This is a genomic window from Wenzhouxiangella sp. XN201, from assembly GCF_011008905.1.
Lineage (GTDB): Bacteria > Pseudomonadota > Gammaproteobacteria > Xanthomonadales > Wenzhouxiangellaceae > Wenzhouxiangella.
In genome coordinates, this window is sequence record NZ_JAAIVI010000013.1 from 1 (window position 1) to 12,437 (window position 12,437).

The following is a 12,437-nucleotide window of genomic DNA, read 5'->3' on the forward strand; positions in this document are numbered from 1 at the left end:
TGAGGCGTAACCGCCTGCTTTTAAGCGCGTTTTTTGGCTACTTTTTTCGCGCGGGAAAAAAGTTGCCCGCCATCAGCCTGCGAAGCAGGCGGGCGAAATAGAAGTTGACTTGTCGAAGCCCCCACAGCGACATGTGGCAAGAACTAACCCAGCGCCGATCAACCGGCCGACGCGAAGCAACCGCAAAACATCAATGCCCCCCTTGAATCCGCTCAAGCAGCGCCCGAGACTCAGCCACCGCGGGGCTGGATTCATCGCGCAGCGAGCTATAGGTGACCAACGCACGTCGGGCGTAATCGGCGGCCAGTTCGGTTTGCTGCCTGGCCTCGTGAAGCCGGGCCAGGGCTTGCAGGTTGTCGGCCACGTGGTGATGGTTTTCGCCCAATTCGTTGCGGTTCATGGCCAGTGCGCGTTCGAGAAAATCGCGTGCCTTCTCGAATTCGCCGCGCTGCAGGTGGGTGGCGCCGAGATTGGTGAGGACCAGGGCAATGTCGTGGTGTGACTCGCCGAGGCGATCACGATAGATCGCAAGCGCACGCTCCAGGTGGTCCAGAGCGCTTTCGTGGTCGCCCTCGGCCCGGGCCACGCTCGCCATAGCATTGAGTACCACCGCCACCGAGGGGTGGTCCTCGCCCAGGGAAGTGCGTCTTATTTCCAGGGCCCGCCGGTAGTACTCGCGGGCCAGGCCGTAAGCTTCCAGGTGCGAATGCGCCCAGCCGAGCTGGTAGAGCACACTGGCCACGGCCGGGTGGCGGTTGCCGAAAGCGTTTTCGCGGATGGCCAGGGCTTCGCGGAAGGCCGGAATGGCCTCCTCCGCTCGGCCGGTCTGCACCAGCAGCACCGCCAGGTTGGTCAGCGAAAAGCTGGTGGTCGGATGATCCTCGCCCAGTACCTTGCGTCGAAGCTCGATGGCGCGGTCGTAGTACTCGCGGGCCTCGCGGTTGCGATCGATGGTGGCGCGATGCAGCGCGAGGTTGTTGTACGCCTCGGCCAGTTCGGCGCTGTCGGGCTGGTGTTCGGCACGGATGGCCAGTGACGTCTCGAACAGTTCGCCGGCCGCCTCGAGGCGGCCCAGTGAGTACAGGGTCAACCCGAGGCCGTTCATATGACGCGCCTGAACCGGCAGTGGTGAATCCGCCACCAGTTCGAGGGCGCGGCGGTGGGCCGTCTCGGCCTCCTGATAGCGGCCCTGGGATCCGAGTGTGTCGGCACGTAGCGACCAGGCGTCGGCCAGATCTTCCGGGGGTATCTCGGGATCGGCTGCCAGCACCTCGACGGCCTCGGCCGCCAGTCTCCCAGCCCGCTCGTAGTCGGCCAGGCCGCGATGAACGCGTGCCAGCACGCCGTACATTTCAGCCTGCACCAGCGGCGTCTCCCTGAGCACCCGGATCTGTTCGGCGCCGCGGGCGACCAGGTCGCGCGCGGTCAGTTCCTGTTCGCGCGCCATCCAGGGATCGGCTTGTTCGAACAGACCGACCAGGAACTCGCTGACCTTCTCGGTCTTGTTGGCTTCCAGCTGGGTGCGGTCGCGCTCGAGCGCGGCCTGCCTGGCCTGCCAGGCGGTCCCGGCCAGGCCGAGCACGAGCAGCACGGCCGCCAGCGCGCTGGCACCGACCGACATCGGGTTGCGCTGGATGAAACGCGTCAGCACGTAGCGGCGAGTCTGGGACCGGGCCAGCACCGGCTGACGTGTCAGGTAGCGTTCGATATCCCGCATCAGGCCGGCCGCCGACGGATAGCGATCGTCCGGGCGGTGGGCGCTGGCGACCGCAATGACGGCAGCCAGGTCGCGGGGTTGCGGACAAGACTTGCCCAGGTTCCGGCTCAGTGCCTCGATGTCGACGGCCTCTTCCGGGTCGAGCGTGGCGCCGGTGAGCATCCAGTGGAGCAGAGCGCCCAGGGCCCAGATATCGGACTGGGTGGAGACTGGTTCGCCGCGGCGCAGTTCGGGTGCGGACCAGGCCGGGGTCAATGCGCGCACGGACGGCTCACCAGAGCTCGACTCGTCGGCCAGCAGCCGGGCCACACCGAAATCGAGTAGACGAACGCGTCCGTCTTCGCCGATGCGTACGTTTGCAGGCTTGATGTCGCCGTGCACGATCTGGCGCTGGTGGGCGTGATGGACCGCCTCGACCAGACGCAGGAAGCGGCCGAGGCAATGGCGGTGATCGCGGGCTTCCCGCTCGCGGCACTGGCCGAGATCCTGGCCGTCGACCCACTCCATGGCCAGCCAGGCCTGATCGTCCTCGGTCGAGCCGCCATCGAGGATGCGCGCGATGTTGGGATGATCGAGCCGGGCGAGAAGCTGGCGTTCCATCAGCAATCGCATGCGCAGCCGGCGATCGCGCCGCACCCGGATGAGCTTGACTGCCGCGGTCATCTCGAAGGCGCCGTCGGCGCGCTCGGCACGGTAGACCCGGCCCATGCCGCCGTGGCCGACCGATTCGATCAGGCGCCAGGCGCCCAGGCGCGTACCTGCCGGCAGTTCGGTATCTCCGCCATCCAGCTCGGCAACCGCAGAGTCGGCGACTTCGCGGATCATGGCCTCGAGATGATCGGCCTTGTCCGCGAGCGCGTCGAGCAGGGGGCCGAGCCGGCGTGTCAGGCGCGGATGCTGCGCAGCGAGAAATTTCAGGCGCTCTGCACGTTCGGCCTCGTCCAGATCGAGCAGGCGCTCGAACTCGGCGTCGAGCACGCGTCGCCGCCAGGGCGTGAGCCGGCCGCGTCGAACTGACCGGCTCATGCTGCAGCCACGTCAGTCAAGCATGCGTTCGTATTGCCGGGTCGCCTTTTCATCAGGGAGGAGCATACTGAAGATGAATGCTGCCAGGGCGGCGAAAATGGCGCCCGGCAGGATTTCGTAAACGTCGAACAGGCCGCCCTCGAGCGGCTGCCAGACGATGACCGTCACGCCGCCGACGATCATGCCCGCCGCAGCACCCCAACGGCTCATCTTTGCCCAGTACAGCGACATCACGATGACCGGCCCGAATGCTGCACCCAGCCCGGCCCAGGCGTAGGACACCAGGTCGAGCACCTTGCTGTCGGGATCGCGGGCGAACCAGAAGGCGATCAACGCGATGACGATGACCGAGAGGCGCCCGACCCACACCAGTTCGGTCTGGCTGGCGTCGGTGCGCAGCAGACCTTTCCAGAAGTCCTCGGAGACCACCGAGGAGGCCACCAGCAACTGCGAGTCGGCCGTCGACATGATTGCCGCCAGGATCGCCGCCAGGCAGATGCCGGCGACCAGCGGATGGAACAGCACCTCGACCAGGCGGATGAATACCTTTTCGGAGTCGGCGCCCTCCAGCGTGGTTTCCAGTCCGCCGATGCCGGCCAGGCCGACCAGCACCGCGGCCACCAGACCGATGGCCGCCCAGCTCACCGCGATGCGACGGGCCCTGGTCAGCTGGCTGACATGGTGAATGCCCATGAAGCGCGCCAGGATATGCGGTTGGCCGAAATAACCCAGGCCCCAGGCCATCGACGAGATGATCGCGATCAGGCCGATGAATTCACCCGAGGGGTTAGTAAAGGGGTTGAGCATTTCGGGGTTCTTCGCGCGCACCGCCTCGAACAGGCCAGTGTCGCCGGTGCTGAAAACCATCAGTGGCACGGCCACCAGTGCGGCCAGCATCAGCAGGGCCTGCAGGGCGTCGGTCCAGCTCACCGCCAGGTAGCCGCCCAGGAACGTGTAGATGATGATCGCCAGTACACCGGTCGTCACCGCCCACATGTAAGGCAGGCCGAATACTTCCTCGAACAGCCGGCCGCCGGCCACCAGGCCGGAACTGACGTAGAGGGAGAAGAAAATGAAAATGAAAATGCCGGGAATGATGCGCAAAAAGCGCGAATCGTCGGCGAAACGGCGCTGAAAGTAGTCGGGCAGCGTCAGGGAGTCTTCAAGGTTCTCGGTCGCGGTACGCAAGCGGCTGGCGACCAGCAGCCAGTTCATCCAGGTACCGATCAAAAGGCCCAGGGCGATCCAGCCTGCGTCCAGGCCGGTCAGGTAGGCAGCGCCGGGCAGGCCAAGCAGAAGCCAGCCGCTCATGTCCGAAGCGCCGGCCGATAGCGCGGTCACCCCGCTGCCCAGCGAGCGGCCACCGAGAATGTAGTCGGAAAGGTCCTGCGTCCGGCGCCAGGCGACGATGCCCAGTGCCAGCAAGACTACGAAATACAGGCCGAAAGTGATGTAGACGCTGCTCATGCTGCTGCCTCCCTCATGCTTGTTCGGACGCGGGCCCCGTGTCCCTCCGGTATTGGCCGGCCGATCCTCGCCGGCGATCTTAGCACGGCGGAAAAATCGGACGATCGCCTTGACAAACGTGACCCGATATGTTCATGCTGAAAAGATGCGTGACATTCATCACGTGACATAAATCTCAACAGGCACTTTCAAGTTTGTCCTTCAACCAGCCCGAATCCGAGACTGAAACCGGCTCTTTACCCCGTGAGGGGGAAGGTCGGCCGGCCGGTGGTCGGGCAGCTTCCCGGGGACCCAGGGGGAGCGGGATGAGAGGGGCCTTGATTCATCCCACTAAACCACTCAGAGGAGAACCCATGAAGCACGCAAAGTTGCGGCTGACCGCCATTGCAGGCGCTGTCGGCCTGATGTTCTGTAGCCACGCGATGGCCGACGATAATCGCTACATCATCCAGTTCGCCCCGGGCCAGGCCGGCCAGGGTGTGGCCGCAGTCAAGGCCATGGGCGGCGACATCAAGGTCGACCTGACCAACCGCAGTGTCAACGCTATTGCGGTCACGCTGCCGGAGCAGGCGCTCCAGGGGCTGCAGAACAATCCCAACGTGCTCAATATCGAGGAGGACGCCCGCGTCTACCCGATGGCCGAGAGCGTCCCCTACGGCATCACGATGGTCCAGGCCGACCAGGTCAGCGACGCGGATGCCGGCGGCAAGAACGTCTGCATCATCGATTCCGGTTACCACGCCGGTCACTTCGACCTGGAAGCCAACCCGGTCAACGGACTGAACCTCAGCGGCAGCGGCGACCCGTTCATCGACAGCTGCGGTCACGGCACGCACGTGGCCGGTACGGTTGCCGCCGTCAACAACGGTGACGGCGTGATCGGCGTAATGCCGGGCGCCAACATCAACCTGACCATCGCCAAGGTCTTCGGCGACGACGACTGGACTTCCGGTGCCTGTGGCTGGAGCTACAGCTCGGGCGTCATCGAAGCCGCTTACGCCTGTCAGGATGCCGGCGCCGATGTCATCAACATGAGCCTCGGCGGTGGCCAGGCTTCGAGCACGGCTGAACAGGGCTTCCAGGATCTGCTTGATCAGGGTGTGCTCTCGATCGCCGCGGCGGGTAATGACGGCACCACCGGTTACAGCTACCCGGCTTCCTACGACGCCGTGGTTTCGGTGGCCGCCATTGACGACACCAAGACCGTGGCCGACTTCTCGCAGAAGAACGACCAGGTCGAACTGGCCGCTCCGGGTGTGGGTGTGCTCAGCACGGTGCCTTCGATCAGCGCTACGGCGGAAATCGACGGAACCAGCTATTCCGTTTCAGCCATGGATCGGGCTGCCAGCACCACAGCTTCCGGCAGCGTTGTCGACGGCGGCATCTGCGACAGCGCAGGCAACTGGTCCGGCAACGTCGTGATGTGTGAGCGCGGTTCGATTTCCTTCAGCGACAAGGTCGCCAACGTCGAGTCCGGCGGCGGCGCGGCCGCGATCATCTACAACAACGTCTCCGGCGGCTTCCTGGGCACGCTGGACTGCAGCGGGCCGTCGTGGGGAACCTGCTCCAATATCCCGGCGGTGAGCATGAGCCAGTCGGATGGCCAGTACGTGGTCGGCAACAAGCTGGGTGCCAGCGCCACGGTCTCGACCGAGGCCACCGCGCCGGCCGATGGCTATGACAGCTACAACGGCACGTCGATGGCCACTCCGCACGTCGCGGGTGTCGCCGCCCTGGTCTGGAGCCAGGTGCCGACGGCTACAGCGACCGAAATCCGCAACGCCCTGGCGGCCACGGCCGAAGACCTCGGCTCTGGCGGTCGTGACAACAGCTACGGCTGGGGTCTGATCCAGGCGGCCGATGCAGTCGCCTACCTGGGCGGCGGCGGTGGCGGTGATGAAAACACCGCGCCGACGGCCTCGTTCACCTATTCCTGCACCGACCTGTCGTGCTCCTTCGACGGCACCGGTTCAAGCGACGCCGACGGCGACTCTCTGAGCTACAGCTGGACCTTCGGTGACGGCGGTTCCGCGAGCGGTTCTACGGCCAGCCACACCTATGCCGGCGACGGTAGCTACACCGTCACCTTGACGGTCAGCGACGGCGAAGCAAGCGATAGTGACAGCCAGACCGTCACCGTCAGCGGTCCGACCGAGGAAAACGAAGCCCCGACGGCCTCGTTCACTTCCTCGTGCACGGATCTCGGCTGCTCCTTCGACGGCTCGGGCTCGAGCGACAGCGACGGTTCGATCGCCTCGTATGCCTGGGACTTCGGTGACGGCAACACGGGCGGCGGTGAGACCGCCAGCCACACCTATGCGGCCGGTGGCACCTACACCGTGACGCTGACGGTGACCGACGATGACGGTGCCACCGATAGCGCCAGCCAGAGCGTGACGGTCGAGGAACCGGTCAGCGACGGCATCACCCTGTCGGCCTCCGGCTACAAGGTGAAGGGTCGTCACCACGCCGATCTGACCTGGGACGGTGCCTCGTCCACCAATGTTGACATCTACCTCGATGGCAGCAAGATCGACACCACGGCGAATGACGGTGCCTATACCTGGTCGAGCGACAACCGTGGCGGCGCCAGCTACACCTTCCAGGTGTGCGAAGCCGGTACGAGCACTTGTTCGGGCAGCGTGACGGTCAACATCTGATCCGTCTCGTCGGTTAGACACCGGCACCATTCGGGGCCCGGTCGCACAGCGGCCGGGCCCTTTTTCTTGGCCGGGGCACAATGACTTTCGGCTGATGCGTGTTTACATCGGATGCGTTATGTTGTCGCCTTCGCCAATCACCAAAACGTGAAATCCATGCCCAACGCACTTCGATTGCTTGCCCCCCTGGCGCTTGTCTTTTCGGTATCGGCCTGGGCCGATGACGGTGACCGCGCTACCCGCCTGCTCAGCCACCCCGCCGTGTCGGCCGACCATCTTGCCTTCGTCTACGCTGGCGACCTGTGGGTCTCCGACCGCGACGGTGCAGAGCCGCGGCGCCTGACCTCGGCGGCAGCCGAGGAGAACAATCCCTATTTCTCGCCGGATGGACGGCAGATCGCCTTCGCCGCCGAGTACCAGGGCAATACGGACGTCTACGTGATCGACGTGGCCGGTGGCCAGGCACAGCGACTGACCTGGCACCCGGGCGCGGATACTCCGGTCGGCTGGAGCGCCGACGGCGAGTCCGTGGCTTTCATGTCGCGACGCGAAACCGACCATGGCCGATCCGGCCAGCTCTGGCACGTGCCGGTCGACGGGGGCGCACCGGCCAAGCAAATGGAAGCGCGCTTCTTCCGCGGCCGTTGGGATCGTGAAGGCGAGCGCCTGGCCTATATCGATCACGGCCCGGGCTACAACGGCCTCTATGGTGGTTCGGCCGGCTGGCGCGGCTACCGCGGCGGCACAACGCCCTCGATCCGCATCATCGACCCGGAAGCGGACGAGTTCACCGCCATCCCCGGCGAGCGCGTCAATGACATCCAGCCGTTCTGGATGGGTGACAAAGTCGTTTTCATCTCCGACCGTCACGACAAGCGCCTGAACCTGCATGCCTTCGATACCGAGAGCGGAGAGATCGAGCGCCTGACCGACCAGGCCGACTGGGACGTGCACTGGGCCGACGGTTTCGGCGATCACATCGTGTTCGAGGCCGGCGGTGAGCTGCACGAACTGAACATCGCCAGTGGCGAGCGTCGCACCCTCGAGATCTCGCTCAACCCTGATCTGCCCCAGCAGCGCACCGAGTGGCAAAGCGTCCAGGGCAATATCGAGCGCGTGGGCATTTCCCCCAACGGCAAGCGCGTGCTCGTCACCGCCCGCGGCGAGATCTTCACGGTGCCGGTCGAGCACGGATCGACCCGCAACCTGACCGTCTCAGACGGTCAGCGTGAGTACCCGGCCCTGTGGTCGCCCGAGGGCTCGCAGGTCGCCTGGATCGTCGAGTCGCTCGAAGGCCAGGAGCTGGTCATTGCCGATCAGCGCGGGGAAGTTATCGAACGACATGAGCTGGGACCCGATTTCTACGCGCTCGAGGCCTGGGACACGGCCGAGAGCCGAATCGCTTATTCCGACAATGGTGTGAGCCTGTTCGTGATCGATCTCGAAGACGGTGATCGCGACGAGATTGCGCGCTCGGCACGCATGGGCAATTACGACGTGGCCTTCTCGCCCGATGGGCGCTGGCTGGCCTACACGCTCAACGGCGACAATTACCTGAGCGACCTGATGGTTCACGACTTCAGTTCGGGTGAGTCGACGCGGGTCAGCGACGGCATGGCCGACGTGGCGTCGCCGGTCTTCAGCCGTGACGGCAAGTACCTCTATATGGCCGCCTCGACTAATGCCGGACCCATCCAGTTCGGTCTAGACATGTCGACCCAGGAACGGCCTTATCGCGCCGGAATTTATGCACTGGTCCTGGCTGAAGGGACCGAATCGCCGCTGGCACCGCGCACCGGCGACGAGGAACCGGACGAGGACAACGGCGACGAAAACGGCGAGGACAACGGCAAGGATAAAGATAAGGAGGACGTCGAGGTCCGCATCGACTTCGACGGCCTGGCTGAACGCATGGTCGCCCTGCCGGTGGCCAAGGGCAATTACCGTGGCCTGCAGGTCGCCAAGGACGGCAGCCTGTTCTGGATGCGCTACCCGCAGCCGGGTTCGACCGTGGAAATGCCGGGCGAGAACCGCATCGACGAAAACCACCTGATGCGCTTCGACTTCGAAGAACGCGAGGCCGCAACGGTCTATAGCGGCCTCAACGGCTTCGATATCAGTTCCGCCGGAAGCCATCTGCTGATCAGCTCCAACGGGTCGGTCCAGGTCGCCGAGGCCGGCGAGAAGATCGAGCCCGAGTCAGTCGACCTCTCGGGCCTGCGCATGCAGATTGACCCCGAGGCTGAATGGGCGCAGATCTTCAATGAAGGCTGGCGCATGCAGAAGGAGTACTTCTACGCTGACAACCTGCACGGCCTCGACTGGGACGCGGTCTACGAACAGTACCGCCCGCTGGTCGATCATGTCGGCCGGCGCGAGGACCTCAACGCCTTGATGATCGAGATGATTGCCGAGCTGCAAGCCGGTCACAATCGCGTTGGCGGCGGCGACGTCCACAGCGAATCCGGTCCCGGCGCCGGCCTGCTCGGCGCTAACTTCACGATCGACAACAATCGCTGGCGCATCGAGCGCATCTACACCGGCGAGTCCTGGAACGCCTTCCTGCAGGGGCCGCTCAATCAGCCCGGCAACGAAGCGAGAGAAGGTGAATACATCCTGGCGGTCAACGGTCGCGAGATCACTGCCGATGACAACCTTTACGAGCATCTCTACAACACTGTCGGCGAGCAGGTGATCCTGACGGTCGGGCCGAATCCGGACGGCGAGGACTCACGCGAAATCATCGTCGAGCCGGTCGACAGCGAGGGTGAACTCAGGCTCTGGGCCTGGGTGGAGGCCAACCGCATGGCGGTCGACGAGGCCACCGATGGCCGCGTGGGCTACGTTTACCTGCCCAATACTGCCGGTGCCGGTTACACCTTCTTCAATCGCATGTTCTTTGCCCAGCTCGACCGTGAAGCGGTGATCATCGATGAGCGCTCCAACGGTGGCGGCCAGGCTGCCGACTACATTGTCGAGGTGCTGTCACGGCCGCACTTGTCCAACTGGGTCTATCGCCACGGCGAATTCTCACGCACACCTTTCGGCGCGCTGCACGGGCCCAAGCTGATGATGATCGATCAGGATGCCGGTTCCGGCGGCGACTACCTGCCCTATGCCTTCCGCGAACTCGACATTGGCCCGCTGCTGGGTACACGTACCTGGGGCGGTCTGATCGGCATCTTCGCCAATCCGGGATTTGTCGATGGCGGTGTGATGACCGTGCCGCACTTCCGCTTTGCCGATACCGACAACCAGTGGACGGTGGAAAACGAGGGCGTGGCGCCGGATATTGAGGTCAAGCTCGATCCGGTGGCAACCAACAACGGCACCGACAGCCAGCTGCAGGCAGCGATCGAGCAGATTCAGTCGATGCTCGAAGACTATGCCGACGACATCCCGGACGAGGCACCGCCGTTGCCGACCCAACTCGGCCGCTAGGCGCAAAACTACAAATATGATCGCGGCCCCGGACATCGGGGCCGTTTTCTATCCGGCAGGTGCTTGCTCGAGTTTTCCGTTGGTTACCGACGCTCGCGGGAAACGAACGTGATAAGTCCGGCACGCATTCTCAGCCGCAGGGCCCGCGCGTGAACACGTTATTGCGCACGACTCGGCCGGTGCCATGCTCGGTCGTGAAGCCGTCTGACTCCATGGCGACGAGCCGATCGAAGCGGTCGTGGAATTCCTCCAGGCTGCGTGTTTGGGGTTGCATGGCGTAGCCCTGCCCGGCCGGTACGCCGATACGATAGCTGCCGTCATCATCGAATTGCCACTGGGTTGTTTCCTGTCCGCCGTAGACGCTGCACCAGGTGCCGGCGAGATAGTCGGCCGTCAGGCGACTCTTTTCGATGCCCGGCTCGGACTCCGCCTCGCGATTCCGATCCTGGGCCGCCGAGCTCGCCGCGGTCGCTCGATCGTTCATGGCGCTGAAATCGGTATCCGGGCTGGCGCACTGCGCCCACTGCATGGCGCATTTTCCCGCGCATTGCTGCATGGCCATGAGTTCGGCCGGAAACTCCGGCTGGCCACCCGCATCGGCCGCTTCTCGGGCCTCCTCGGCATAGGTCAACATGCGCTGGTAGGCCTCGCAGGAACAGTCGCATTCGGTGCCCTGCCCGTGAGCGGGGCTGCCGAGAAGAAACAGTCCCAGCGTCAGCGGAAAAAGTAGCCCGACAGAATTCAATCGAGACATGACAGTCTCCTCGTATGGGTGTGCCCCTTCTCAATACGAGAAAGCGATCACAAAACGGCCAGCCCGGGAACAGGGTATTCCTGTGCAATTACCGCTTGCCGTTGTTCAAGCCCCGACTTCGATGAGGAACGTCAGCACGAGCAAGGCGATGACCGTGGCGCTGATACCCAGGCGCATCCCCTTGTACCAGGCGGCCTGGCTTTCGCGTGCCCAGAGTGATTCGGCCAGGGCGTGCAGGCCGAACAGCACAGCCAGCAGCAACGCGGCCGAGACCAACGGCAGCAACAGGGCCGGCAGCGCGGCCAACACCAGGATGATGCTGGCCACCAGCGGCGCTTCCGGCTCGGACGGCCGCTCGAGCGCGGCCGCCCAGAGCGTGCCGCCCATGAAGGCCAGGATCAGCACACCGTAGCCGACCAGCAGGTGGAGCAGCCATTCCGGCGCGCCGGTCCAGGCAACCAGCGCCATGGCGGCAAAGGGCACCACGCCGGACCAGCCGAGAATGAGGGCGGTCTGCTGGCGGGTGCGCGAACTGTGATGCGAGGATTCGGTGGGCATGGAAGCTCCGGAAAGGCGGGTCGTGGCTTCATCTTCGGTTCGGGCGCATTCGGCGTCAAGCCCGGCCCGGGCAGGAAATTTACACCTGAATTGCCCGCGCTTCTTGATCGCCGGGCGAATTTGGGGTATAAAGTCCGGCTCGATTTGCAACCAATCCAATTCAGGAACATTCGTCATGTCCCGAGTGTGTCAGGTGACCGGCAAGGGCCCGCTGGTCGGAAACAACGTCTCCCATGCCAACAACAGGACGAAGAAGCGGTCGCTGCCGAATCTGCACAGCCATCGTTTCTGGGTCGAAAGCGAGAATCGCTGGGTCAAGCTGCGCGTCTCGGCCAAGGGCCTGCGCATCATCGACAAGAACGGCATCGACAAGGTCCTTACCGACCTGCGTGCCCGCGGCGAACGCTTCTAAGGAGTCCGATCATGGCCAACAGCGCACGCGACAAGATCAGAATGGTTTCCAGTGCCGGTACCGGGCACTTCTACACCACCGACAAGAACAAGAAGAACACTCCGCACAAGCTGGAGTTCAAGAAGTACGATCCGGTGGTGCGCAAGCATGTGATGTACAAGGAAGCCAAGATCAAGTAGGCGTTTTCGCTTGCTCGAATTTGCTCTAAGACGCCGGGCCCTGCCCGGCGTTTTTTGTTGTTTCTGGTGTTGGTGTTTGATTGGTTTTTGCCACGGGGCGCCGTGGTGGCCGCGACAAGTCAAAGGCGGTTCCGCCCGCCCGCTTCGCGGGCTGATGGCGGGTAACTTTTTTCCCGCGCGAAAAAAGTCACCAAAAAACGCGCTTAAAAGCAGGCGGTTACGT

General features: G+C 64.1%; 8 protein-coding genes. 4 read left to right on the forward strand and 4 right to left on the reverse strand.

Annotated features, from left to right (window positions below; genetic code table 11):
- Window positions 1–190: 190 nt before the first annotated feature.
- Window positions 191–2,743 carry a serine/threonine-protein kinase gene (locus tag G4Y73_RS00015; protein WP_164228167.1) on the reverse strand — a complete coding sequence of 851 codons (2,553 nt, stop codon included), beginning with the start codon at window positions 2,741–2,743 and terminating at the stop codon, window positions 191–193.
- Between the two features lie 12 nt (window positions 2,744–2,755).
- Window positions 2,756–4,210: a sodium/proline symporter PutP gene (gene putP, locus G4Y73_RS00020; protein WP_164228170.1), complete on the reverse strand. Its 1,455-nt coding sequence runs from the start codon at window positions 4,208–4,210 to the stop codon at window positions 2,756–2,758.
- 353 nt (window positions 4,211–4,563) lie between these two features.
- On the opposite strand from putP, the gene G4Y73_RS00025 reads away from it, so the two are divergent.
- Together G4Y73_RS00025 and G4Y73_RS00030 are read left to right on the forward strand one after the other, a co-directional pair.
- Window positions 4,564–6,870, forward strand: a complete 2,307-nt coding sequence (locus tag G4Y73_RS00025) for a S8 family serine peptidase (protein WP_164228172.1) — start codon at window positions 4,564–4,566, stop codon at window positions 6,868–6,870.
- A gap of 156 nt (window positions 6,871–7,026) precedes the next feature.
- Complete coding sequence (locus G4Y73_RS00030) at window positions 7,027–10,311, forward strand: S41 family peptidase (protein WP_164228174.1); 3,285 nt, start codon at window positions 7,027–7,029, stop codon at window positions 10,309–10,311.
- Window positions 10,312–10,441: 130 nt separating this feature from the next.
- Here G4Y73_RS00030 and G4Y73_RS00035 read toward each other — a convergent pair whose 3' ends face one another.
- Window positions 10,442–11,065 (reverse strand): hypothetical protein, encoded by a 624-nt coding sequence (locus G4Y73_RS00035; protein ID WP_164228176.1) that lies wholly within the window; start codon window positions 11,063–11,065, stop codon window positions 10,442–10,444.
- Window positions 11,066–11,170: 105 nt separating this feature from the next.
- Window positions 11,171–11,623 carry a DUF3429 domain-containing protein gene (locus tag G4Y73_RS00040; RefSeq protein WP_164228178.1) on the reverse strand — a complete coding sequence of 151 codons (453 nt, stop codon included), beginning with the start codon at window positions 11,621–11,623 and terminating at the stop codon, window positions 11,171–11,173.
- 175 nt (window positions 11,624–11,798) lie between these two features.
- On the opposite strand from G4Y73_RS00040, the gene rpmB reads away from it, so the two are divergent.
- A complete protein-coding gene (gene rpmB / locus G4Y73_RS00045) occupies window positions 11,799–12,035 on the forward strand; it encodes a 50S ribosomal protein L28 (RefSeq protein ID WP_164228180.1) in 237 nt (78 codons plus the stop codon).
- Between the two features lie 11 nt (window positions 12,036–12,046).
- Window positions 12,047–12,214 carry a 50S ribosomal protein L33 gene (rpmG, locus tag G4Y73_RS00050; protein WP_164228181.1) on the forward strand — a complete coding sequence of 56 codons (168 nt, stop codon included), beginning with the start codon at window positions 12,047–12,049 and terminating at the stop codon, window positions 12,212–12,214.
- Window positions 12,215–12,437 lie beyond the last annotated feature (223 nt).

Bases quoted from the DNA above. Each gene is read 5' to 3' on its own strand.
- G4Y73_RS00015 (WP_164228167.1), bottom strand. From the start codon at position 2,743: ATGAGCCGGTCAGTTCGACGCGGCCGGCTCACGCCCTGGCGGCGACGC.
- putP (WP_164228170.1), bottom strand. From the start codon at position 4,210: ATGAGCAGCGTCTACATCACTTTCGGCCTGTATTTCGTAGTCTTGCTG.
- G4Y73_RS00025 (WP_164228172.1), top strand. From the start codon at position 4,564: ATGAAGCACGCAAAGTTGCGGCTGACCGCCATTGCAGGCGCTGTCGGC.
- G4Y73_RS00030 (WP_164228174.1), top strand. From the start codon at position 7,027: ATGCCCAACGCACTTCGATTGCTTGCCCCCCTGGCGCTTGTCTTTTCG.
- G4Y73_RS00035 (WP_164228176.1), bottom strand. From the start codon at position 11,065: ATGTCTCGATTGAATTCTGTCGGGCTACTTTTTCCGCTGACGCTGGGA.
- G4Y73_RS00040 (WP_164228178.1), bottom strand. From the start codon at position 11,623: ATGCCCACCGAATCCTCGCATCACAGTTCGCGCACCCGCCAGCAGACC.
- rpmB (WP_164228180.1), top strand. From the start codon at position 11,799: ATGTCCCGAGTGTGTCAGGTGACCGGCAAGGGCCCGCTGGTCGGAAAC.
- rpmG (WP_164228181.1), top strand. From the start codon at position 12,047: ATGGCCAACAGCGCACGCGACAAGATCAGAATGGTTTCCAGTGCCGGT.